Annotated in this window: 3 protein-coding genes and 1 pseudogene (1 of these 4 only partly in view); all 4 read left to right on the top strand. The window is 73.7% G+C overall.

What is annotated here, in order from left to right:
• On the top strand, positions 1-8,619 hold an 8,619-nt coding region (locus tag ACFZDC_RS35330), incomplete at its 5' end, for an SDR family NAD(P)-dependent oxidoreductase (protein WP_391330293.1).
• Positions 8,620-8,690: 71 nt separating this feature from the next.
• Positions 8,691-19,388, top strand: coding sequence for an SDR family NAD(P)-dependent oxidoreductase (locus ACFZDC_RS35325; protein WP_391330292.1), 10,698 nt, complete (start codon positions 8,691-8,693; stop codon positions 19,386-19,388).
• A 72-nt stretch (positions 19,389-19,460) separates the two neighbouring features.
• Positions 19,461-24,914 (top strand): annotated as a pseudogene (locus ACFZDC_RS35320) (SDR family NAD(P)-dependent oxidoreductase); the annotation flags it as partial.
• A gap of 34 nt (positions 24,915-24,948) precedes the next feature.
• A protein-coding gene (locus ACFZDC_RS35315) for a type I polyketide synthase (protein ID WP_391330291.1) crosses the window boundary here: on the top strand, positions 24,949-26,828 show its beginning. Its footprint extends 16,600 nt past the window's final position; the window shows 1,880 of its 18,480 coding nt (coding positions 1-1,880); it begins with the start codon at positions 24,949-24,951; its stop codon lies beyond the right edge, outside the window.

The raw sequence follows: 26,828 nt of genomic DNA, 5'->3' as shown, positions 1-26,828 counted from the left end.
TTGTTCGCCGTCGAGGTCGCCCTGTTCCGGCTTCTCGAATCGTGGGGCATCCGGCCGGACTATGTGGCCGGTCATTCGGTGGGTGAGATTGCGGCTGCTCATGTGGCGGGTGTGTTGTCGCTCGAGGATGCGGCGAAGCTGGTGTCGGCGCGTGCCGCACTGATGCAGGCCCTGCCCGCCGGCGGGGCGATGGTCGCGATCCAGGCCACCGAGGCGGAAGTGCTGCCGCACCTGACCGACGAGGTCGGCATCGCGGCGATCAACGGGCCTCGGTCCGTCGTGCTTTCCGGCTCCGAGGATGCCGTTCTCGACATCGCCGAGGTCTTCGCGCAGCAAGGCCGCAAGACGTCCCGGTTGAAGGTCAGTCACGCCTTCCACTCGCCGTTGATGGACCCGATGCTGGGGGAGTTCGCAGAGGTTGTTCGCGGTCTGACGTTCAGTGAGCCGCGGATCCCGGTGGTCTCGAATCTCACCGGCCGGCCGGCCGAGTCGTACACGTCCGAGTACTGGGTGCGGCACGTCCGCGAGGCGGTGCGCTTCGCCGACGGCGTGCGGACCCTGCACGAGCTGGGCGTGACCACGTTCGTCGAGATCGGCCCCGGCGGCGTCCTCAGCGCCCTCACCCAGGGCTGCTTCGACGACGGCACAGACATCGTCACGGTTCCCGTCCTGCGCGCCGACCGCCCCGAGCCGTACGCGCTCGTCACCGCGATCGGGCGGCTGCACACCCACGGCATCTCCCCCGACTGGCAGGCGCTCTTCCCGGGCGCCCGGCGCGTCGACCTGCCCACGTACGCCTTCCAGCGCGAGCGCTACTGGCTCGACGTTCCCCAAGCGTCCGGTGACGTCCGGGCCGCCGGCCTGGGAGCGGCGGACCATCCGCTGCTCGGTGCCGCGATTGCGACGGCCGACACCGACGGGGTCCTGCTCACCGGGCTGCTCTCCCTCGAAACCCACCCCTGGCTCGCCGACCACGCCGTGAACGGGACCGTTCTGCTGCCCGGCACCGCGTTCGTCGAGTTGGCGATCCGGGCGGGCGACGAGACGGGGTGCGGATGGATCGAAGACCTCATCCTTGAGCTTCCCCTGGTCCTGCCCGAGCGCGGTGGCGTCACCCTTCAGGTGGCTGCCGGCCCGGAGGACGAGTCAGGCCGGCGGCAGCTGAGCGTGCACTCGCGCGTCGACGACGGTTCGTGGCTGCGGCACGCGACGGGTGTGCTGTCCTCGGCAGAGGCACCGCCCGCTGCGGACCTCGGCGCGTGGCCGCCGGCTGGTGGGGAGGCCGTCGACCTCACGGCGTTCTACGACGATATGGCCGCTGCGGGCGTGGACTACGGTCCGGTCTTCCAAGGCCTGCGCTCGGTGTGGCGTGTCGGGGACGACGTCTTCGCCGAGGTCGAGCTGCCGGATGAGTCGGCTGCCGAGGCGGCGGCGTTCGCCCTGCACCCGGCGCTGCTGGACGCCGCCCTGCACGCACTGGCCGCCGGGGGGCTGGTGTCGCTGGACGACGGCCCGGCCCTGCCGTTCGCGTGGTCCGGCGTCTTCGTGCAGGCGGCCCGGGCGGCGATGGTGCGGGTGAAGCTGTCGCGGACGGCCACCGGTTCGGTGACGCTGGCCGTAGTCGATGGCGCCGGTGAGCCGGTGGCCTCGGTCGAGTCGCTGTCGTTGCGGGCTGTCTCGGCACAGCACGTGCGCGGTGCCGGTGGCGGCGATCAGCTGTTCGGGCTGGAGTGGACGCCGTTCACTCTCCCCTCCGCCACCGACGCGCTGATGATCGAGACTGTCGCGGACGTCGACGCGTTGCGGGAGTCGGAAGGGACACCGGACGTCGTCGTCGTTCCGTGCCCGGCGGGGTCCGGTACGGAGACCGCGGACCGCGTGCACGGCATCGCGAGCGAGGTTCTGGCGTTGGTGCAGTGGTGGTTGGCGGAGGAGCGTGCGGGGCGTCTGGTCTTGGTGACGCGTCCGGGCGATCTGGCTCATGCTGCGGTGTGGGGGCTTGTGCGGTCTGCGCAGTCGGAGAACCCGGACCGGATCGTGCTGGTGGAGGCCGAGGACACCGACGAGGCGGTCCGTGTGCTGCCCGCCGCGCTCGCCTCCGGTGAGCCGCAGTTCGCGGTCCGCGACGGGGAGGTGTTCGTGCCGCGCCTGGTGCAGGCCACCGGGACCGCCACCGGCACGCCGGACTTCGGCGCCGGCCCCGTCCTGCTGACCGGTGCGTCCGGTGCGCTGGGCGGGCTCATCGCCCGGCACTTGGTCGCCGAGCACGGCGTGCGCAGCCTGCTGCTGCTCAGCCGGCGCGGCGCGGAGGCCCCCGGCGCGGTCGAGTTGGAGGCCGAACTGGCCGCGTGGGGCGCCGAGGTGCGCTGGGCGGCTTGCGACGCGGCCGACCGGGACGCCCTCGCCGAGGTGCTGTCCGGCACTCCGGTGACGGCCGTGGTGCACACCGCCGGCGTCCTCGACGACGGCGTGATCGCCACGCTCACCCCGGAGCGCATGGAGAAGGTGCTGCGCCCGAAGGTCGACGCCGTGCTCAACCTCCATGAGCTGACGAGCGACCTGTCGGCGTTCGTCGTGTTCTCCTCGGTGTCCGGAATCCTGGGCAGCGCGGGACAGGGCAATTACGCGGCGGCGAACACCTTCCTCGATGCCTTCGCCGAAGCCCGCCGCGCCCAGGGTCTCACCGCCATGTCACTGGCGTGGGGCCTGTGGGAGCAGGGCAGCGGCATGGCCGACCGGCTCGCCCAGGCGGACCTCACCCGGCTCAAGCGGGTGGGCCTCGTCCCGATAGCCGTCGACGAAGGACTGCGGCTGTTCGACGCGGCGCTGGCCCTGGACCGGGCCGCCGTCGCCCCGCTGCGGCTGGACCTGGGCGGGCTGCAGGGCCCGGTGCCGCCGGTCCTGCGCGGGCTGCGCGGTCCCGTACGGGGCACCCCGCGGCGCACGGCGCGGACCGCGCCGAAGGGATCGCTGGGTCAGCGGCTGGCCGGGCTGGCGGAGGCCGAGCGCGAGCAGGTGGTGCTGGACCTGGTGCGTACCGAGGTCGCCGCTGTGCTCGGCCACGCCTCGGCCCGGGCCGTCCAGCCGGAACACGCTTTCCAGGACGCCGGTTTCGACTCGCTCACCTCGGTGGAACTCCGCAACCGGCTGAACGCGGTGACCGGGCTGCGGCTCCCCGCGACCATGGTCTTCGACCACCCCACGCCCGTCGCGCTCTCCCGCTTCCTGCTGGCCGAGACGCTGGGCGTCCAGGAACAGTCGAACGCCCCGGTCGCCGCGGTGCCCGGGACGGACGAGCCGATCGCGATCGTGGGCATGGCCTGCCGGTTCCCCGGTGACGTGCGGTCGCCCGAAGACCTGTGGCGCCTCGTCGCCTCCGGCGGCGACGCGATCTCGGGATTCCCCGAGGACCGCGGCTGGGATGTCGAGAACCTCTACGACCCGGACCCCGAACGCTCCGGCAAGTCCTACGTGCGCCACGGCGGCTTCCTCCACGAGGCTGCCGAGTTCGACCCGGCCTTCTTCGGGATCTCGCCGCGTGAGGCGCTGGCGATGGATCCGCAGCAGCGGTTGCTGCTGGAGACGTCGTGGGAGGCGTTCGAGCGGGCCGGGATCGACCCGGCGACGGTGCGGGGCAGCAGGACCGGTGTCTTCGCCGGCGTGATGTACCACGACTACGGCGGGCGCGTGAAAACGGCTCCGGAGGGCATGGACGCCTACCTGGGCAGCGGCAGCGCGGGCAGCATTGCCTCCGGCCGGGTCTCGTACACGTTCGGGCTCGAGGGGCCGGCGGTCACGGTCGACACGGCGTGTTCGTCCTCGCTGGTGGCGCTGCACCTGGCGACCCAGGCGCTGCGCAGCGGCGAGTGCTCGATGGCGCTGGTCGGCGGCGTCACCGTCATGGCGACTCCCTCGACGTTCGTGGAGTTCAGCCGTCAGCGCGGCTTGTCGGCGGACGGCCGGTGCAAGGCGTTCGCGGCCGGCGCGGATGGTACGGGCTGGGCCGAGGGCGCGGGCATGCTGCTGGTGGAGCGGCTGTCCGACGCCCGGCGCAACGGGCACACGGTGCTGGCGGTGGTCCGCGGCACCGCGGTGAACCAGGACGGCGCGTCGAACGGTCTGACGGCCCCGAACGGGCCCTCGCAGCAGCGGGTGATCCGGCAGGCGCTGGCCAACGCCGGTGTGTCCTCGGATCAGGTCGACGCGGTGGAGGCGCACGGTACGGGGACGAAGCTGGGTGACCCGATCGAGGCGCAGGCGCTGATCGCCACGTATGGTCAGGAGCGGCCTGGGGACCGGCCGTTGTGGCTGGGCTCCCTGAAGTCGAACATCGGCCACGCGCAGGCGGCTGCGGGTGTCGGTGGTGTGATCAAGATGGTCATGGCGATGCGGCACGGTGTGCTGCCGCGGACCCTGCACGTCGACGAGCCGACGCCGCACGTGGACTGGTCGGCCGGTGATGTCCGGCTGCTGACCGAGGCCATGGAGTGGCCGGAGACCGGTCACCCGCGCCGGGCCGCCGTGTCATCCTTCGGCATCAGCGGCACCAACGCCCACGTGATCGTCGAACAGGCTTCCGACACGGCGGAGCCGCCGCCCGTGCCCGACTCCGGCAAGGCCGTGCCGTGGGTGCTGTCGGGCAGGACGGAGGCGGCGCTGCGGGCACAGGCGGAGCGCCTGCTGTCCCTGGTCCCGGAGACGGACCTGCAGCCGGCCGACATCGGCTTCTCGCTCGCCACCACACGCTCGGCCATGGAGCATCGGGCCGCCGTGGTGGGGGAGAGCCGGGACGAACTCCTGGAAGGGCTCCGCGCGCTGGCCGCGGGGTCCCCGTCCACCCGGGTCGTCCTGGGTGATCCGGGCACCGGCGGCAAGTCAGGGTTCTTGTTCTCGGGTCAGGGCTCGCAGAGGATCGGCATGGGGCGCGAACTCTACGATGCTTTCCCGGTGTTCGCTGCGGCGTACGACGAGGTGTGCGCGCTTGTGGACGCGCCCGTCGACGTCGACTCCGAGGAGCTCAACCAGACGGGTTCGACGCAGCCCGCGCTCTTCGCCGTCGAGGTCGCCCTGTTCCGGCTTCTCGAATCGTGGGGCATCCGGCCGGACTACGTGGCCGGTCACTCGGTCGGCGAGATCGCGGCCGCGCACGTGGCGGGGGTGCTGTCGCTCGAGGACGCGGCGAAACTGGTGTCCGCTCGTGCCGCACTGATGCAGGCCCTGCCCGCCGGCGGGGCGATGGTCGCCGTCCAGGCGACCGAGGACGAGGTGCTGCCACATCTCACCGACGGCGTCGGTATCGCGGCGGTCAACGGCCCGCGGTCCGTCGTGGTCTCCGGTGCCGAGGACGTGGTCGTCGCCATCGGCGAGGCCTTCCGGGAGCGGGGTCGTAAGACGTCCCGGCTGAAGGTCAGCCACGCCTTCCACTCGCCGCTGATGGACCCCATGCTGGAGGAGTTCGCTGCGGCTGTTCGCGGTCTGGTCTTCAACGAGCCGCGGATTCCCGTCGTGTCGAACCTCACCGGCCGGCTGGCCGAGCCGTACACCCCCGAGTACTGGGTGCGGCACGTCCGCGAGGCGGTCCGCTTCGCCGACGGCCTGCACACCCTGCACGAGCTGGGCGTGACCACGTTCGTCGAGATCGGCCCCGGCGGCGTGCTCAGCGCCCTCGCCCAGGGCTGCCTCGAGGGCGACATCGTCACCGTCCCCGTCGTACGGACCGACCGCCCCGAGCCGCAGGCCGTCGTCACCGCGCTCGCCGAGCTGCACGCCCATGGCGTCTCCCCCGACTGGCGGGCGCTCTTCCCGGGCGCCCGGCGCGTCGACCTGCCGACCTACGCCTTCCAGTACGAGCGCCTCTGGCTGGAAGCGCCCGAGGAGTACACCGGCACAGCGGCTGCCACCGGGCTCGGACTGGGGGCGGCGGAGCACCCGTTGGCCGGTGCGGCGGTCGCGCTGCCCGGCGCCGGCGGGTACCTGGTCACCGGGCGGCTCTCCCTCAAGACGCACCCCTGGCTCGCCGACCACACGGTCATGGACAGCGTCCTGCTGCCGGGTACCGCGCTCGTGGAGCTGGCGGTGCGTGCGGGCGACGAGGCCGGCTGTGCACAGGTCGAGGACCTGACACTGGAAGAACCGCTGATCGTCCCGGACCGCGGCGGTGTGGCCGTACAGGTGTGGGTCGGGGCCGAGGAGGAGCCGGGCAGGCGCGCGCTGAGCGTGCACTCGCGACGGGAGGACGCCCCGGACGACGCGCCGTGGGTGCGGCACGCGGTCGGCTTCCTGACGGACGCGCTGCCCGAGCCGCCGCACGGCGCGGACCTCGGCGCGTGGCCGCCGGCGGGTGCGGAGGCCGTCGACCTGACCGGGTTCTACGAGGGCCTGGACGGACTCGGCCTGGGCTACGGCCCGGTCTTCCGCGGCCTGCGGTCGGTGTGGCGCAGCGGGGACGATGTCCTCGCCGAGGTGGCCCTGCCCGAGGGCACGGAGGCGGGCGCGTTCGCCGTTCATCCGGCGCTGCTGGACGCGGCGCTCCACGCGATCGGCGCGGGCGGGCTCGTCCCCGTCGTCGACGGGCCGCTGCTGCCCTTCGCCTGGTCCGAAGTGGGTGTGCGGGCCGCGGGGGCGACGGCGCTGCGGGTCAAGGTCTCTCGCACCGGTACGGACGCGGTGTCGCTGACCGTGGCCGACCCCTCGGGTGGTCTGGTGGCCACGGTCGGCTCGCTGTCGCTGCGGCCGGTGTCGCGCGAGCAACTGCTCGCGGCGGGCGGCTCCGGCAGGCGCGCCCACGACTCGCTGTTCGGCCTCGCATGGCAACCCGTGCCCCTTGCGGAGGCTGACACTGCCGCCGGACTCGACGTACGGAGGTACGCGGACCTGGCCGCTCTGTCCGCCGAGCGGGCCCTTCCCGATGTCGCGGTGGTCACGGTCGTTCCGTGCCCGGCGGGGTCCGGTACGGAGACCGCGGACCGCGTGCACGGCATCGCGAGCGAGGTTCTGGCGTTGGTGCAGTGGTGGTTGGCGGAGGAGCGTGCGGGGCGTCTGGTCTTGGTGACGCGTCCGGGCGATCTGGCTCATGCTGCGGTGTGGGGGCTTGTGCGGTCTGCGCAGTCGGAGAACCCGGACCGGATCGTGCTGGTGGAGGCCGAGGACACCGACGAGGCGGTCCGTGTGCTGCCCGCCGCGCTCGCCTCCGGTGAGCCGCAGTTCGCGGTCCGCGACGGGGAGGTGTTCGTGCCGCGCCTGGCGAAGGCCACCGGGACCGCCGACGCCGCCGCCGACCTGCCGGACCTCGCCGACGGCACCGTCCTCGTGACCGGTGCCTCCGGGTCGCTGGGCGCGCTCGTCGCACGGCACCTGGTGTCCGAGCACAAGGTGCGCCGGCTCCTGCTGGCGAGCCGCCGGGGCGCGGAGGCTCCCGGTGCGGCCGAGCTGGAGGCCGAACTGGCCGCAGGGGGAGCCGAGGTCACCTGGGCGGCCTGCGACGTCGCGGACAGGGAGGCCGTCTCCGGAATGCTGGACGGGCTCGGCGAGCATGCGCTGTCGGCCGTCGTGCACACCGCGGGTGTTCTCGACGACGGGATCGTCGCCTCGGTCACACCGGCGAGGATGAGGGAGGTCTTCCGCCCCAAGGTGGACGCCGTGCTGAACCTGCACGAGTGCACCCGGAGAATGGGCCTGGCCGCCTTCGTGATGTTCTCGTCCGTCGCCGGCATGGTCGGCAGCGCCGGTCAGGCGAGTTACGCGGCGGCGAATTCCTTCCTCGACGCCTTCTCGGCGCTCCGGCGCCGAGAAGGGCTGCCCGCCACATCGCTGGCATGGGGTGTGTGGGAGCAGTCCGGTGCGATGACGGACGGCCTCGCCGAGGCCGACCGGGCGCGGATGGCGCGCAGCGGCGTGCTGCCGCTGCCGCCGGAGGAGGGGCTGCGGCTGTTCGACGCGGCACTGGCTTCGCACGAGGCGGTACTCGCCCCGGTCCGCATCGACACCGGCGCGCTGCGCGCCAGTGAGGCACCACCGGTGCTGCGCGCCCTCGTGCCGGCCGCGGCCGCCCGGAGGACCGCGCAGGCCTCCGCCGCTCCCTCCGCGTCCTCGCTGGCCGAGCGCCTGGAGGGGCTGCCGCAGACCGAGCGGGAGAAGACCGTGCTGGACCTGGTCCGGGCCGAGGTGGCCGCGGTCCTGGGGCACGCGTCGGACCGTACGGTCCGGCCGGAACACGCCTTCCAGGACCTGGGGTTCGACTCCCTCACTGCCGTCGAACTGCGCAACCGGCTGAACAAGACCACCGGGCTGCGGTTCCCCGCGACGCTGGTCTTCGACTACCCGACACCCGCTCTCCTGGCCCGGCACGTGCACACGGAGATGGCGGGCGCGGCCGAACCGGCCCTAGTGGATTCCCTACTTGCCGACCTGGACAGGGTTGAACAAGAATTGGTCACGAAGTTGTCGGAGAGTGGAGCTCGCGACCTGATCCTGGCAAAGCTCCAGGCCGTATTGGCGATTGCCGGTGAATCCGGCAAGGCGCTCGCCCAGGAAGGCCCTGGTATGGGCGGCAGCGATCTGGAATCGGCCACGGACGACGAAGTATTCAATCTGCTCGGCAAGGAATTCGGGATTTCCTGACCGCTTCGGCGCGTCCCGGTGACCCCTTGCCGAATTCCGGTAAGTCTTCGCAGGGGTGAGGGACGATTTCGGTGGCGAACGAGGACAAGCTCCGCTATTTCCTGAAGCGAGTCACCGCAGATCTCCAGGAGACCCGGCGGCGCCTTCGTGACTACGAGGACGCCGCCGGCGAACCGGTGGCCATCATCGGCATGAGCTGCCGCTACCCGGGAGGGGTCGACTCGCCCGAGGACCTGTGGGAGTTGGTCGCGGGCGGCCGCGACGCCGTCTCGGAGTTCCCCGCCGACCGCGGCTGGGACCTGGACGCGCTCTACGATCCGGACCCGGAGTCCCGCGGCACCAGCTACGCCCGCGAGGGCGCGTTCCTGGGCGACCTGGCGCGGTTCGACGCCGGCCTCTTCGGGATCTCGCCCCGCGAGGCGCTCGCCATGGACCCCCAGCAGCGGCTGCTTCTGGAAACGTCGTGGGAGCTCTTCGAGCGGGCCGGCATCGATGCCGCCTCGCTGGCGGGGAGCAGGACCGGCGTGTTCGCCGGAGTGATGAACCACGAGTTCCTCGCCGCCCTCCAGAACTCCCCGGAGGACCTGGAGGGTTATCTGGGGACGGGTACCTCGGGCAGTGTCGCCTCGGGCCGGGTGGCCTACACCTTCGGCCTCGAAGGCCCGGCCGTCACGGTCGACACGGCCTGCTCGTCGTCCCTGGTGGCCCTGCACCTGGCCGTCCAGTCGCTGCGCAACGGCGAGTGCTCGCTGGCCGTGGCGGGCGGTGTCACCGCGATGGTCGGCCCCGCCACCTTCGTCGGCTTCAGCCGCCAGCGCGGACTGGCGCCCGACGGCCGCTGCAAGGCGTTCGCGGCCGGCGCCGACGGCACCGGCTGGGGCGAGGGCGCCGGCCTGCTGCTCGTGGAACGCCTCTCGGACGCCCGCCGCAACGGACACGAGGTCCTCGCGGTCGTCCGGGGCTCCGCCGTCAACCAGGACGGCGCGTCCAACGGCCTGACCGCCCCCAACGGCCCGTCCCAGCAGCGAGTGATCCGCCAGGCCCTGGCCGCCGCCCAGCTGACCACCGCACAGGTCGATGCGGTGGAGGCGCACGGCACGGGCACCCGGCTCGGCGACCCGATCGAGGCGCAGGCGCTCCTCGCGACGTACGGACAGGGCCGTCCCGACGACAAGCCACTGCTGCTGGGCTCGATCAAGTCCAACATCGGCCACACCCAGGCCGCGGCCGGTGTGGCGGGCATCATCAAGATGGTCATGGCCATGCGCCACGGCGAACTGCCCCGCACGCTGCACGTCGACGCGCCGTCCCCGCACGTCGACTGGTCGGCGGGCGCCGTACGGCTGCTCACCGAGCGCACGCCCTGGCCGGCGTCGGACCAGCCGCGCCGGGCCGGCATCTCCTCCTTCGGGATCAGCGGCACCAACGCGCACACGATCATCGAGGAAGCCCCGTCGGCCGAAGCGTTCGCACAGGACACCGTGGCCCCGGAAGCGCCGGAGGAAGGCGCGGAGAGCGCCGAGGCCGTCGTCCCGGAGGCCGAGCGCCCGGCCGAGGGCGGACCGGTGCCGTGGGTGCTCTCCGGCAAGACCGAGGAGGCCCTGCGCGCACAGGCCGAACGCCTGCTGTCCCGCACGGACGCCGAAGTCCCCCCGCTCGACGTGGCGTTCTCGCTCGCCACGACGCGCACGGCCTTGGAGCACCGCGCGGTGGTCCAGGGCGAGACGGCGGCAGAACTCGCCGCGGGGCTGCGGGCCGTGGCGTCCGGCTCCCCGGCCCCGGGCGTCGCGCGCGGCCTCGCCGGCGCCGGCGGGCGCGTCGGGTTCCTCTTCTCCGGCCAGGGCTCGCAGCGCCTGGGTATGGGGCGCGAGCTGTACGCGTCCTACCCGGCGTTCGCCGCCGCGTACGACGAGGTCTGCGCGCACCTCGACGCCGCGGTCGACGTCGACTCGGAGGAACTGCACCGCACGGGCGAAGCCCAGCCCGCACTCTTCGCGGTCGAGGTGGCGCTGTTCCGGCTCCTGGAATCGTGGGGCATCCGGCCGGACTACGTGGCCGGTCACTCCGTGGGCGAGATCGCGGCCGCGCACGTGGCCGGGGTGCTGTCGCTCGACGACGCCGCGAAGCTGGTGTCCGCCCGCGCTCGCCTCATGCAGGCGCTGCCCGCCGGCGGTGCAATGATCGCCGTCCAGGCCACCGAGGACGAAATCCTTCCGCACCTCACCGACGGCGTCGGGATCGCGGCGATCAACGGTCCGCGGTCCGTCGTGGTATCCGGAGCCGAGGACGCGGTCGCCGCGATCGCCGAGGTCTTCCGGCAGCAGGGCCGCAAAACCTCCCGGCTGAAGGTCAGCCACGCGTTCCACTCGCCGCTGATGGACCCCATGCTGGAGGAGTTCGCTCAGGTCGTCCGCGGGCTGACCTTCGAGAAGCCGCAGATTCCGGTGGTCTCCCATCTCACCGGCCGCCTGGCCGAGCCGTACACCCCGGAATACTGGGTCCGGCACGTCCGCGAGGCGGTCCGCTTCGCCGACGGCGTCCGGACGCTGAACGACCTGGGTGTGACCACGTTCGTGGAGATCGGCCCGGGCGGCGTGCTGAGCGCCCTCGCCCAGGGCTGCCTGGACGGCGACGTGGTCACCGTGCCCGCCCTGCGCGCCGACCGCCCCGAGCGGGCCGCACTCGTCGCCGCCGTCTCCGAACTGCACGCGCACGGCGTCTCCCCAAACTGGCACGCCTTCTTCCCCGGCGCCCGCCGCGTCGACCTGCCCACCTACGCCTTCCAGTACGCGCGCTACTGGCTCGACACCTCACCGGCCGCTCCTGGTGACGTCCGCGCCGCCGGCCTGGGCTCGGCCGGCCACCCGCTGCTGGGCGCCGCCGTCTCCCTGGCCGGCGGCGACGAGCGGCTGCTGACCGGCCGGCTGTCCCTGCGCACGCACCCGTGGCTGAGCGACCACGCCGTACTCGGAACCGTGCTGCTGCCGGGCACCGCGTTCGTCGAACTGGCCGTGCGCGCCGCCGACGAAGCCGGCTGCGAACTGCTGGAGGACCTCACCCTGGAAGCGCCCCTGGTGGTGTCCGAGCAGGGTGGCGTCGCGGTCCAGGTGTGGGTCGGCGCGGCCGACGGTACCGGCCGCAGGCCGCTGACCGTGCACTCTCGCCCTGAGGACGGTGCCGATCTGCCGTGGGTCCGCCACGCGACCGGCTTCGTCACCGAAGGGACCGAAGAGGCGGGCGCCGCGGCCGCCGACCGGGCGCTCACGGTGTGGCCGCCGACGGGCTCCGAGCCGGTTGACCTCGACGGCTTCTACGACCGGCTGGCCGCCCTCGGCCTGGCCTACGGACCGACGTTCCGTGGACTGCGGCGCGCCTGGCGCGCGGGCGAGGAAGTCTTCGCGGAGGTCGCCCTCCCCGACGGCACGGACACCGGTTCCTTCCTCCTGCACCCGGCGCTGCTGGACGCGGCGCTGCACGCGATCGGCGCGGGCGGCTCCCTCGTCGCCGAGGCGGACGCGCCGCTCCTGCCGTTCGCCTGGTCCGGGGTGTCCGTGCACGCCATGGGCGCGTCCGCCCTACGGGTCAGGGTGGCGCCGGCCGGTACGGACGCGGTGTCCCTGCTGGTGGCCGACGGCGCCGGCGAGCCGGTGGCGTTCGTCGAGTCGCTGACCCTGCGCGCGATGTCGGCCGAGCGGCTCCGCAGGCGCTCCGGTGACGCGATGTTCACCGTCGAGTGGGCGCCGCTGACCCTGCCCTCCGACGACGCGGACGGGACGGCGGTCGCGTACGTCCCGGACATCGCCGCCCTGGCTGACGTCGACGTGGCGTCGCAGCCGGACGTGGTCGTCCTCCCGTGCCCTGACGGCCCGGAAGGGGCGACCCGGGCCGAGCGGGTCCGTGCGGTCATCACCGAGGTGCTTCGGCTGGTTCAGCGCTGGTTCGCCGAGGACCGGACGTCGCGCCTCGTGCTGGTGGCGCGCTGTGACGACCTCGCGCACGCGGCGGCGGGTGGACTGGTGCGCTCGGCCCAGGCGGAGAACCCCGGCCGGATCGTGCTGCTCGAAACCGACCGCCCGGACGAGGCGGCCGCGCTCGTGCCCGGCGTCGTGCTGTCCGGCGAGCCCCACGTCGTCGTCCGCGAAGGGGAGGCCGGCGCACCGCGCCTGGCCCGCGCCGCCTCCCCGGCAAGGGAGGACGCGGCCACCAGCCCCGCGGACGAAGCCGCCTCCGCCCTGGCCGAGGGCACGGCTTCAGCCCTCGCCGAGGGCGCCGCCCCCGGCCTCGGCACCGTGCTGCTCACCGGCGCCTCCGGCGCGCTGGGTGGAACCCTCGCCCGGCACCTGGTGACCGGACACGGCGTGCGCCGGCTGCTGCTCGTCAGCCGCCGCGGCGCGGACGCCCCGGGCGCCGCGGACCTGAAGGCCGAACTCGCGGCGCTCGGCGCCGAAGCGACGTGGGCCGCCTGCGACCTCGCCGACCGTGACGCCCTCGCCCGGCTGCTGGCCGCCACCCCGGTCGACTCCGTCGTGCACACCGCCGGCGTGCTCGACGACGGCGTGGTCGCCGCGCTGACCCCAGAGCGCGTGGACGCCGTCCTCGCGCCCAAGGCCGACGCCGTGCTCAACCTGGACGAGCTCACCGGCCGGAGCACGGCGTTCGTGCTGTTCTCCTCCGCCGCGGGCGTCTTCGGCAACCCCGGTCAGGGCAACTACGCCGCGGCCAACGCCTTCCTCGACGCCTTCGCCCGGCACCGCCGCGCCCAGGGGCGGCCCACCATCTCGCTGGCGTGGGGGCCGTGGGAGCAGGAGGGCGCCATGGCCGACGCCCTCGACGAGGCGGGCAGGTCGCGAATGGCGCGTTCCGGTGTCCTGCCGCTGTCCACCGAGGACGGCCTGCGGCTGTTCGACGCGGCGCTCGCCTCGGACGAGCCGGCGCTCGTGCCGGTCCGCCTCGACACCGCCGCCCTGCGGAACCGGGCGGCAGGAACCGTACCGGCCATGCTGCGCGGACTCGTCCCCGGCTCCATGCGCGGCACCGCCCAGCGCGCCGCCACCGGATCCCTGGCCGAACGCCTCGCCGGGCTGGCCGGTGACGAGCGCGACGAGGCCCTCCTGGAACTGGTCCGGGCCGAGGTCGCCGCGGTGCTCGGGCACTCCTCGCCCCGGGCCGTCCAGCCCGCGCACGCCTTCCAGGACCTGGGCTTCGACTCACTGACGGCCGTGGAGCTGCGCAACCGGCTGTCCACCGCCGCCGGACTGCGCCTGCCCGCCACCCTCGTCTTCGACCACCCCACCCCCGCCGCCCTCGCCCGGCACCTCGGCACCGAACTCCTCGGCGACGCCCCGGCCGCCACGGACGCGACCGCGCGGCGGACCGCGGCCGCCGCCGACGAGCCGATCGCGATCGTCGGCATGAGCTGCCGCCTCCCGGGCGGGGTGCGCTCGCCGGAGGACCTGTGGCGGCTGGTGGCCTCCGGCCGGGACGGCATCTCCCGGTTCCCGGACAACCGCGGCTGGGACGTCGACGGGCTCTACGACCCCGACCCCGAGCACCTCGGCAAGACCTACGCGCGCCACGGCGGGTTCCTGCACGAGGCGGCCGAGTTCGACGCCGGCTTCTTCGGCATCAGCCCCCGCGAGGCGCTGGCGATGGACCCGCAGCAGCGGCTGCTGCTGGAGGCGTCCTGGGAGGCGTTCGAACGCGCCGGGATCGACCCGGCGACCATCCGGGGCAGCCGTACCGGCGTCTTCACCGGCCTGATGTACCACGACTACGGCCAGGGCCCGCGCGAACTGCCCGAGGGCGTCGAGGGCCTGCTCACCACCGGAGGCTCCGGCAGCGTCGCCTCCGGGCGCGTGTCCTACACCTTCGGCCTGGAGGGCCCCGCGGTCACGATCGACACGGCCTGCTCGTCTTCGCTCGTCGCCCTGCACCTGGCCGTCCAGGCACTGCGGAGCGGCGAGTGCACGATGGCGCTGGCCGGCGGCGTCACGGTCATGGCCGGCCCGACGGTCTTCGTGGAGTTCAGCCGGCAGCGCGGGCTGTCGCCCGACGGCCGGTGCAAGGCGTTCGCGGCCGGTGCCGACGGCACGGGCTGGGGCGAGGGTGTCGGTCTGCTGCTGGTGGAACGGTTGTCCGACGCCCGTCGGAACGGGCACCAGGTGCTGGCGTTGGTCCGCGGCAGTGCGGTGAACCAGGACGGTGCGTCCAACGGTCTGACCGCGCCCAACGGCCCCTCGCAGCAGCGGGTGATCCGGCAGGCGCTGGCGTCCGCCGGGCTCACGCCGGCCGACGTGGACGCCGTCGAGGCCCACGGCACGGGCACGCGGCTCGGCGACCCGATCGAGGCGCAGGCGCTCCTCGCCACGTACGGCCAGGAGCGGCCCGAAGGACAGCCGCTGTGGCTGGGCTCGCTGAAGTCCAACATCGGTCACACCCAGGCCGCCGCGGGTGTCGCCGGTGTGATCAAGATGGTCATGGCCATGCGCCACGGCGTCCTCCCGCAGACCCTGCACGTCGACGAACCCACACCGCACGTGGACTGGTCGGCCGGTGACATCCGGCTGCTGACCGAGGCCGTCGACTGGCCCGGGTCGGACCGCCCGCGCCGTGCTGCCGTGTCGTCCTTCGGCGTCAGCGGCACCAACGCCCACACCATCATCGAACAGGCCCCCGCGCCCGAGGCACCGCCGCCGGCCTCCGACTCCGGAGCGGCCGTGCCCTGGGTGCTCTCCGGCAGGACCGAAGCAGCGCTGCGGGCGCAGGCCGCCCGCCTCGCGTCCTTCCTGGACGACAACGACAGTGACAACGACGGCGAGGCCGCCCCGGCGGCCGACGCGGCGTACTCGCTGGCCACGACCAGGGCGGCCTTCGAACACCGCGCCGTGGTGGTCGCGCAGACCCCCGAGGAACTCCGGCAGGGACTGGCCGGTGTCGCCGGCGGCGCCACGCCGCCCGGCGTGCTGACCGGCACCGCACGCGCCGGCGGCAAGACGGTCTTCGTCTTCCCCGGGCAGGGGGCGCAGTGGGTGGGCATGGCCGCCGAACTGCTGGAGACCTCCCCGGCCTTCCGCGACCGGATCGACGCCTGCGAGCGCGCCCTCGCGCCGCACGTGGACTGGTCGCTGACCGCGGTGCTGCGTGGCACGGCCGATGTCGAGCAGGACCGGGTCGACGTGCTGCAGCCCGTGCTGTGGGCGATGACGGTCGCCCTGGCCGAGGTGTGGCGCTCCTTCGGAGTGACCCCCGACGCGGTCGTCGGGCACTCCCAGGGCGAGGTCTCCGCGGCCGTGATCGCCGGAGCGGTCCGTCTGGAGGACGGGGCGCGCATCGTGGCGCAGCGCAGCCTCGCGGTGCGCGAACTGCAGGGCCGCGGCGGTATGGCCTCGGTGACGCTCCCGGACGAGGAGGCGCAGGAACTGATCGGCCGGTGGGCCGGCCGCCTCGGCATCGGCGCGGTGAACGGGCCCGGGACCGTCGTGGTCTCCGGGGACACCGACGCCCTGGAGGAACTCCTCGCACACTGCGAACAGGACGGCGTCCAGGCCCGCAAGGTCGCCGTCGACTACGCCGCGCACTCGCCGCAGATCGAACGCGTCGAAGCGCAGGCGAGTGAGGGGTTCGTCGGTATCAGCCCCCTCCCCGGCTCCGTGCCCTTCTACTCCACGGTGACGGGCGGGAAGCTGGACGCGGACGAGCTCGGCTCCGGCTACTGGTACCGCAACATGCGGCAGACGGTGCGGTTCCACGACGCGATCCGGGCCGCTCTGGCCGACGGGCACGACGTGTTCGTCGAAGTCAGCCCGCACCCCGTGCAGCTGGCGGGCATCCAGGACGCCATCGAGGCCGCCGAGGCGGAGGCCGCGGTCGTACCGACGCTGCGCCGCGGCGACGGCGGACACCACCGGCTGATGCTCTCCCTGGCACAGGCCCACGTGCACGGCGTCGGCATCGACTGGGACGCCGTCCTGCCGGGTGCGCGCCGCGTCGACCTCCCGACCTACGCGTTCCAGCACGAGCGGTACTGGCTGGAGGCGGGCGCTCCGGCCGGTGACGTACGAGCGGCCGGGCTGGAGGCCGCCTGCCACCCGTTCCTGGGCGCGGCGGTGGAGGTGCCGGACGCCGGCGGTCACCTGCTGACCGGGCTGCTGTCCCTGCAGGCCCAGCCCTGGCTGGCCGACCACGCGGTGCTGGGCACGGTGCTGCTGCCGGGCACGGCCTTCGTGGAACTGGCCGCCCACGCCGCGGCCGAGACCGGCTGCGACCTGGTCGAGGAGCTCACCCTGCAGGCACCGCTGGTGCTGCCCGAGCACGGCGGCGTCGCGCTCCAGGTCCTCGTGGGCGCCCAGGACGACTCCGGCCGCCGCCCGCTGAGCGTGCATTCGCGAGCCGGGGACGGCCCCTGGATCCGCAACGCCACCGGCGCCCTCGCCACCGGCGCAGCCCCCTCCGGCACCGACCTGAGCAACTGGCCTCCGGCCGACGCCCAGCCGGTGGACCTGGACGGCTTCTACGACCGCTTGGCGGACCTCGGCCTGAGCTACGGCCCGCTCTTCCAGGGGCTGCGTGCCGCCTGGCGCGGCCACGACGCGGTCTACGCCGAACTCGCCGTCACCGGCGAGGCACGGGCGGACGCGGACGCGTTCGGCGTGCACCCGGCCCTGCTCGACTCCGCGCTGCATGCGCTGGGCGCCGGCGGCCTCGTACCGGCTGCCGACGGGCCCCTGCTGCCCTTCGCGTGGTCCCGTGTCAGGCTGCACGGAACCGGAGCAGCGGGCCTGCGGGTACGGCTCTCCCCGGCCGGCGGGGACACGGTACGGCTGGAGGCCGCCGACGACACGGGCCGTCCCGTCGTATCGGTGGAGTCGCTGACGCTGCGCCCGCTGTCGGCCGAGCAGCTGCGCACGAACTCCCGGGACTCCCTGTTCACCGTGGAGTGGGTACCGCTCACCGCCCCGGCCGACGCGAACGCCCCGGCCGTACGGGTCTACGACGACATCGCCGCTCTCTTCGCCGCCCCCGCGGCGCAGACCGGGGCGCAGGCGGACGCGGACGCCGTCGTCGTCCCCTGCCCGTCCGGGCAGGGCACCGACGCCGGACGGGTCCGGGAAGTCCTCGCCGAGGTGCTCCGGCTGGTGCAGTGGTGGCTGGCCGAGGACCGGACCGCCCGCCTGGTGCTGGTGACCCGGGGCGCGGTCGCCGTCGGGGACGATCCGGCAGAGGGCGACCCGGTGCAGGCGGCCGTGTGGGGCCTGGTCCGGTCGGCACAGTCGGAGAACCCGGACCGCATCGTTCTCCTCGACACCCACGGGCACGCCGACGGGGAGCGGGTCGCGGCGACGGCCGTCCCCCGGCTCGTCGCCTGCGCGGAGCCGCAGGCGGCGCTGCGCGGCGACGCGCTCCTGCTGCCGCGGCTCGCCAGGACCGCCGCCGACGCCCCACAGGCCACCCCGGACTTCGGGACCGGCACAGTGCTCCTGACCGGCGCGTCCGGCGCCCTGGGCGGGCTCGTCGCCCGGCACCTGGTCGCTGGGCACGGCGTGCGCAGACTGCTGCTGATGAGCCGGCGCGGCGCGGACGCCGAGGGTGCGGCGGAGCTCCGGGCGGAATTGACCGCCGCGGGTGCCGAAGTGCGCTGGGCCGCCTGCGACGTGGCCGACCGGGACGCCCTCGCCGAGGTGCTGTCCGGCACTCCGGTGACGGCCGTGGTGCACACGGCCGGCGTCCTCGACGACGGCGTGATCGGTTCGCTCACGCCGGAGCGCCTCGAGACGGTGCTGCGTCCCAAGGTCGACGCGGTGTTGAACCTGCACGAGCTGGCGGGCGACGTGTCGGCGTTCGTCCTCTTCTCCTCGCTCGCGGGTACGCTCGGCACCCCCGGCCAGGCCAACTACGCCGCGGCCAACGCCTTCCTGGACGCCTTCGCCGGGCGCCGCCGGGCCCGGGAGCTGCCCGCGGTGTCGCTGCCGTGGGGCCTGTGGCAGCGCACCGGCACCATGACCGAGGACCTCGGCGGCGCCGACCGGACCCGGCTCGCCCGCGGCGGCGTGCTCCCGCTGTCCGACGAGGACGGCCTGGAACTCCTCGACGCCGCGCTCGCACTGCAGCAGCCCGTGGTGGTGGCGGCACGGCTGGACCTCGCCGCCCTGCGGAACGCGACCGCACCTGTGCCGCCGCTGCTCAGGGCGCTCGTCGGCGGCCGGCCACGGCGTACGGACCGGGCGGCTTCCGTACCGCTGGCGCAGCGGATCGCGGGCCTGCCCGAGAGCGAACGCGAAGAGGCCGTGCTGGACCTCGTCCGGTCCGAGGTCGCCGCCGTCCTCGGACACAGCTCGGCCAAGGCCGTCCAGCCCGACCAGGCCTTCGGCGACCTGGGCTTCGACTCGCTGACCGCGGTGGAGCTCCGCAACCGCATGAACAAGGCCACCGGCCTGCGGCTGCCCGCGACGCTGGTCTTCGACTGTCCGACGCCCGCGGTGCTCGCGCAGCGGGTGCTGAAGGACCTCCCCGGTGGCACGGCCGGTACGGCGCCGGTCTTCGACGAGCTCGACCGCCTCGCCGCCGTCCTCGACGGAGCCGGAGCGGACGGCGTCGACAACGTCACCCGAACCAGGATCAACATGCGTCTCCAGGCGCTGCTCGCCCGCTGGAACGGGAACGAGCCGGCCGATCCGGGAGGCGCCGGCGGAGCCGAGGACGAAGACGACCTCAGCTCGGCGAGCGACGAGGAGCTGTACGAACTCCTCGACGACGAACTCGGCATCTCCTGAACTTGCGCAGGCCAAAGGGGGCGGGCAACACCGATGACGAACGAAGACAGGCTCCGGGAGTACCTCAAGCGGGCCACCACCGACCTGCGCCAGGCCCGGCGGCGCGTGCGCGAGCTGGAGGTCCGCGACCGGGAGCCGATCGCCATTGTGGGCATGGGCTGCCGGTTCCCCGGCGGCGTCGGCTCCCCCGAGGAACTGTGGCGGCTGCTGGCCGAGGGCAAAGACGCCATCTCACAGTTCCCCGAGGACCGTGGCTGGGACGTCGACGCGCTCTACGACCCCGACCCCGAGCAGCCCGGCAAGGTCTACACCCGGCAGGGCGGCTTCCTCCGCGGCGCGGCGGACTTCGACGCGGACTTCTTCGGGATCTCGCCGCGCGAGGCGCTGGCCATGGACCCGCAGCAGCGGCTGCTGCTGGAGACCGCCTGGGAGGCCTTCGAGCATGCGGGCATCGACCCCGCCGGTCTCAAGGGCAGCCGCACCGGCGTCTTCGCCGGCCTGATGTACCACGACTACGGCTTCACGCCCGGCGTCCTCCCCGAAGGGGTCGAGGGGCTGATGAGCACCGGCAACTCCGGCAGCGTCGCCTCCGGGCGCATCGCCTACACCTTCGGTTTCGAGGGCCCCGCGGTCACCGTCGACACCGCCTGCTCGTCCTCGCTCGTCGCCCTGCACCTCGCCGTGCAGGCGCTGCGGGGCGGCGAGTGCTCCATGGCGCTCGCCGGCGGCGTGACGGTGATGGCGGGCCCGAGCGCCTTCGTCGAGTTCAGCCGCCAGCGTGGACTCGCCCCCGACGGCCGCTGCAAGTCCTTCGCGGCGGCGGCGGACGGCGCGTCCTGGTCCGAAGGCGCCGGGCTGTTGCTCGTGGAGCGGCTGCAGGACGCCCGCCGACTCGGCCACAAGGTGCTCGCCGTAGTCCGGAGCAGCGCCGTCAACCAGGACGGCGCGTCCAACGGCCTGACCGCGCCCAACGGCCCCTCGCAGCAGCGCGTGATCCTCGAGGCGCTGGCCGGTGCCGGGCTGTCCGCCGAGGAGGTCGACGCCGTCGAAGCACACGGCACGGGCACGAACCTCGGCGACCCGATCGAGGCGCAGGCGCTGCTCGCGACCTACGGGCAAGGGCGCGAACGGCCGCTCCTGCTCGGCTCGCTGAAGTCCAACCTCGGTCACACGCAGGCCGCGGCGGGCGTTGCCGGCGTGATGAAGATGGTGCTGGCGATGCGGCACGGCGTGCTGCCGAAGACGCTTCACGTGGACCGGCCGACCCCGCAGGTCGACTGGTCGGCCGGCTCGGTCGAGCTGCTGACCGAGGCGATCACGTGGCCGGAGACGGACCACCCCCGCCGAGCCGGGATCTCGTCGTTCGGGATCAGCGGCACCAACGCGCACATCATCCTCGAGCAGGCGCCCGGACCGGAGGTGGAGGACCAGGCCGACGACACGACCGTAGGAGAGGGCGTGCCCGAGGAACTGGCGGGGACCACGGTGGTGCCGTGGGTACTCTCCGCGAAGACCGGGGAGGCGCTGCGGGAGCAGGCACACCGACTGCTGTCGTCCGTGGACCTCGCGGCCGCGTCCCCGGCCGACGTGGGGTTCTCGCTGGCGGTCACCCGCTCGGCGCTCGAGCACCGGGCGGCGGTCGTCGGCGCCGACGGGGAAGAGCTGCGCGCGGGGCTGACCGCCCTCGCAGTGGGCGAGCCCGCAGCACAGGTGGTGACGGGCCGCGCCGAGGCCGACCGGGGCAAGGTCGGGTTCCTGTTCTCGGGTCAGGGGTCGCAGCGGCTGGGAATGGGGCGTGAGCTGTACGAGGCGTACCCGGTGTTCGCTGCGGCGTATGACGAGGTGTGCGCGCTTTTGGACGTGCCGGTCGACGTCGATGCGGAAACGCTTCATCAGACGGGTTGCGCCCAGCCGGCGTTGTTCGCGGTCGAGGTGGCGCTGTTCCGGCTGCTGGAGTCGTGGGGTGTGCGGCCGGATTATGTGGCCGGTCATTCGGTGGGTGAGATTGCGGCCGCTCATGTGGCGGGTGTGTTGTCGCTCGAGGATGCGGCGAAGCTGGTGTCGGCCCGTGCCGCACTGATGCAGGCGCTGCCCGCCGGCGGGGCGATGGTCGCGGTCCAGGCGACGGAGGACGAGGTGCTGCCGCACCTGACCGACGGCGTTGGGATTGCGGCGGTCAACGGTCCTCGGTCAGTTGTGGTTTCCGGCGCTGAGGACGCGGTCACCGCGGTCGGTGAGATCTTCGCCGGTCAGGGTCGTAAGACGTCCCGGCTGAAGGTCAGTCACGCCTTCCACTCGCCGTTGATGGAGCCGATGCTGGGGGAGTTCGCAGAGGTTGTTCGCGGTCTGACGTTCAGTGAGCCGCGGATCCCGGTGGTCTCGAATCTCACCGGCCGGCCGGCCGAGTCGTACACGCCCGAGTACTGGGTGCGGCACGTCCGTGAGGCGGTGCGCTTCGCCGACGGTATCCAGACCCTGCACGGCCTGGGTGTGACCACCTTCGTGGAGATCGGACCCGGTGGCGTGCTGAGCGCTCTCGCACAGGGCTGCGTCGACGACGACGCGGACATCGTCACCGTTCCCGCTCTGCGTACCGACCGCCCCGAACCCCAGGCGCTCACTTGCGCCCTCGGGCAGTTGCACGCGCACGGTGTCTCCCCCGACTGGCAGGCGCTCTTCCCGGGCGCCCGCCGTGTCGACCTGCCCACGTACGCCTTCCAGCGTGAGCGTTACTGGCTCGAAGGCACGCCCGCGCTCGACGTCTCCTCGGCGGGCCTGGACTCCTTTGGCCACGCCCTGCTCGGCGCGGTGGTGGAGACCGCCGGGGCGCAGGACGTGCTGTTCACCGGCCGGCTGTCCCCGGCCGACATGCCCTGGATCGCGGAACACACGGTCGGCGGCGTGCCGGTGCTCCCGGTCGCCGTGTTCGTGGAGCTCGCCCTGTCCGCAGGACGGCAGGCCGGGTTCCCGCACCTGGAACAGCTGGACGTGGACGCCCCGCTGGTTCTCGTCGAACAGGGCGCCGTCCGCATCCAGGTGCAGGTCGGTGCGGGCGACGACCCTGACCGGCGCTCGGTGGGCCTCTTCAGCCGGCCCGCCGCAGGCGACGCCGGAGCGCCGTGGGTCTGCCACGCCACCGGAGAGCTGACCAGGAACGCTCCGGCGTCGGACTTCGACATGATGATCTGGCCGCCGACGGGCGCCGAACCCGTGGACGTCGAGGGCCGTCCGGGCCTGCGCGTCGCCTGGCGCGCCGGGGACGAGCTGTACGCCGAGGCCGCACTGCCTGTGACGGAGCGGGACCGGGCGGACCGCTACGGCCTGCACCCCGTACTGCTGGACGCCGCCCTCGGCATGCTGGCGTCGGACCGCGCCAAAGACCCCGGCGAGGTGCTCATGCCCTACGCCTGGAGCGGCATGTCCGTGCACACTCCGGGGTCCGGGACCGTACGCATACGCATCCGGCCCGCCGGCGACGACGCGGTGGCGGTCGAACTGTCCGACGCCGACGGCTCTCCCGTCGCCTCGGTCGCCTCCGTTCGGACGCGGACGATGTCCCCGCAGCAGGTGCTGGCCGCGCGCGTGGCGCACCAGGACTGGATGTTCGAGGTCGACTGGGTCGAGCACACCGCGGCTTCCGGTCCCGCCACTGCTCCCGAAACCGAGTGGGCGGTCCTCGGCAACGAGGGTCCCTACGCCGACATCGACGCGCTCCGCGAGGCAGTCGACGGCGGTGCGGCCACGCCTGCCCATGTCCTCCTGCCCTGCGCCCCGGGCGAGGGTGATGCCGCCGCAGCGACGCGCGGCCTGCTGGCCGGTGTGCTGTCGGCCGTCCAGGAGTGGGTCGCCGACGAGCGATTCTCCGACGCGCGGCTCGTGGTCATGACGCGCGGTGCCGTCGGCCTGACCGGCGTGGACGGCAAGGCTCCGGACCTCGCGCACGTCGCGGTCTCCGGTCTGGTGAAGTCGGCCCAGATCGAGCACCCGGACCGGCTCCTGCTCCTCGACGCGGACGACTCGGTCACGAACGGCGGCATCGACCCCGGCCTGGCCGCGGCGCTCGCCGCGCTGGACGAGCCGCAGGCCGCGGTGCGCGACGGAAAGCTGTACGTGCCGCGCCTCGCCCGGATCACCCTGCCCGAGGAGCCCACCGGTCACGCGTGGGATCCCGAGGGGACCGTGCTGCTCACCGGCGCGACCGGTGGCCTCGGACTGTCGCTCGCGAGGCACCTCGTCGCCGAACGCGGCGCACGGAGGCTGCTGCTGGCCAGTCGCCGTGGCCCCGCGGCCGAAGGCGTCGGCGAACTCGTCGCCACCCTCTCCGAGCTGGGCGCGCACGTCGACGTGGCCGCCTGTGACATCGCGGACCGGGACGCCCTCGCGGAACTGCTGGCCTCGGTCCCGGCCGAGCACCCGCTCGTGGCCGTGGTGCACGCGGCCGCGGCCCTGGACGACGGCGTGGTCACGACCCTGACCCCGGAGCGCCTGGACACCGTGCTGCGGCCGAAGACCGACGGGGCCCTGCACCTGCACGAGCTGACCCGGGACCTGGACCTCTCCGCGTTCGTGCTCTTCTCCTCCCTGGCCGGAGTCCTGGGCAGCGCCGGCGCGGCGGGCTACGCCGCTGCGAACGCCTTCCTGGACGGGCTGGCGCGGCAGCGCCGGGCCGCGGGCCTGCCCGGCACCTCGCTGGCGTGGGGCCTGTGGACGGACAACGGCGGCATGGGCGACCGGATCGCCGACACCGACCGCAACCGGATGGGGCGGGCCGGAGTGGTGCCGTTCACTCCGGCGGAGGGGCTGGCCCTGTTCGACGCCGCCCTCACCGTGGACCGGCCGGTGATCGTGCCGGTCCGGCTGGACGTTCCGGGACTGCGTGCCATGGCCCGCGCCGGGATGCTGCCCGCCGTCTTCCGCGGCCTCTTGGGCGACACCGGCGCCGCGCCGGGCGAGGCCGCGGCCGCGGGGATCCCCGCCCTGGCCCGCCGCCTCGCCGGGATGCCGGAGGCCGACCAGGAGAAGGTCCTGCTGGATCTGGTGCGCAACCAAGCGGCAGCCGCCCTCGGCCACGCCACCGCCGCCCGCATCGAGCCCACCACGGCCTTCCGGGACATCGGCTTCGACTCCCTGACCGCCGTGGAGCTCCGCAACCGGCTCAAGGCCGCGACCGGGCTCCGGCTCAAGCCCACCCTCGTCTTCGACCACCCCAACCCCGTCGCCATCGCCCGCCTCCTGCACAAGGAGCTCGTGCTCGAGCTGACCGCCGAGGCCCCGCCCGTGCTCGGCGAACTGGACCGGCTGGAGGCGCAGCTGGCCGCGCTGCCACCGCAGGACGCGGTGCGGGACAAGGTCACCGCCCGGCTCAAGGCGCTGCTCTGGAAGTGGACCGACACCCACCAGGACGCCGCGGCGAACCCCGCCGACGCCGGCCCGGGCATCGGCCGCGACGTCCACCTCGACCGGATCGACGCCGCCACCGACGACGAGATGTTCGACCTCATCGACCAAGAGCTCGGGTCTCTCTGACTCTTCTCACGCACTGCTACCGAGGACGTAAAACATGTCGAACGACGACAAGCTCAGGGATTACCTCAAGCGCGTGATGGTGGACCTGCGCCAGACCCGCAGGCAGCTGGGTGAGCTGGAGGCGAAGGACACCGAGCCCATCGCCATCGTCGCAATGGCCTGCCGCTACCCGGGAGGGGTCGACTCGCCCGAGGACCTGTGGCAACTGGTCTCCTCGGGTGGCGACGGCGTGTCCGCGTTTCCCACCGACCGAGGCTGGGACCTGGACACGATCTACGACCCCGAGCCCGGGCGGACGGGCCGCACGTACGTGCGCGAGGGTGGATTCCTCTACGACGCCGGCGGGTTCGACCCCGCGTTCTTCGGGATCTCCCCCCGCGAGGCCCTGGTCATGGACCCGCAGCAGCGGCTGCTGCTGCAGACCTCCTGGGAGGCCTTCGAACGCGCGGGCATCGACCCCGCCACCGCACGCGGCACCCGGGCCGGCGTGTTCGTCGGCACCAACGGCCAGGACCACGCCTACCTCCAGCGGCAGGGCGACAGCGACATCGAGGCCCACCTCGTCACCGCGAACACCGCCGCCGTGGTGTCCGGCCGCATCTCCTACGCCCTCGGCCTCGAGGGCCCGGCGGTCACCGTCGACACGGCCTGCTCGTCCTCGCTCGTGGCACTCCACCTGGCCGCCCAGGCGCTGCGCCGCGGAGAGTGCTCGCTCGCCCTGGCCGGCGGCGTGACCGTGATGGCCACGCCGAACACGTTCATCGCGTTCAGCACGCAGCGCGGTCTGTCGCCCGACGGCCGCTGCCGCGCGTTCTCCTCGACCGCCGACGGCACGGGCATGTCCGAAGGCGTCGGCGTGCTCCTGCTGGAGCGGCTGTCCGACGCCCGCCGGCTCGGCCACGACGTGCTCGCCGTCATCCGCGGCAGCGCCGTCAACCAGGACGGCGCCTCCAACGGCCTCACGGCCCCGAACGGCCCCTCGCAGGAGCGCGTGATCCGGCAGGCGTTGGAGAACGCGCGCCTGACCGCCTCCCAGGTCGACGCGGTCGAGGCACACGGCACGGCCACCACCCTCGGCGACCCGATCGAGGCGGAGGCGCTGCTCGCCACGTACGGCCAGGAGCACTCGGGGGACCGGCCGCTGTGGCTGGGATCCATCAAGTCCAACATCGGTCACACGCAGGCCGCCGCCGGTGTCGCCGGTGTGATCAAGATGGTGATGGCCATCCGCAACGGAGTCCTGCCGCAGACGCTGCACGTGGACGAGCCGACCGCTCAGGTCGACTGGTCGGCGGGCGGCGTCAAGCTGCTGACCGAGGCCGTCCAGTGGCCCGAGTCGGACCACCCCCGCCGCGCCGCGGTCTCGTCCTTCGGCGTCAGCGGCACCAACGCGCACACGATCATCGAGCAGGCCCCGGCCCTCGACGAGGAGCCCGCCGCCGAGCCGGCCGGGGCCCCGGCCGCAGGCGCGCTGCCGTGGGTGCTCTCGGCGAAGAGCGACGCGGCGCTGCGCGCTCAGGCGGAGCGCCTGCTCTCCTTCCTGGAGGAGGGCCGCAGCGGCGGGAGCGGCCCCGGCCGCTCGCCGGCCGACATCGGCTTCTCCCTCGCCACCACGCGCACCGCCTGGGACCGCCGGGCGGCCGTCGTCGGCGAGAGCCTGGAGGAACTCACCGAAGGCGTACGGGCGCTGGCGTCCGGAACCCCGTCCGCGGCCGTCGTCCAGAACACGGCCCGCCTCGGCGACAAGACCGGGTTTCTGTTCTCCGGCCAGGGCTCGCAGCGGGCCGGCATGGGGCGCGAACTCTACGACGCGTTCCCGGCGTTCGCCGCGGCCTATGACGAGATCCGCGCCCACCTCGACGTCACGCTCGACGCGGACGCGGAGCAGCTCAACCGGACCGGTTGCGCCCAGCC

Source organism: Streptomyces sp. NPDC007905 (genome assembly GCF_042959345.1).
Classification (GTDB): domain Bacteria; phylum Actinomycetota; class Actinomycetes; order Streptomycetales; family Streptomycetaceae; genus Streptomyces.
This window is presented reverse-complemented; position numbering and strand designations above follow the sequence as displayed.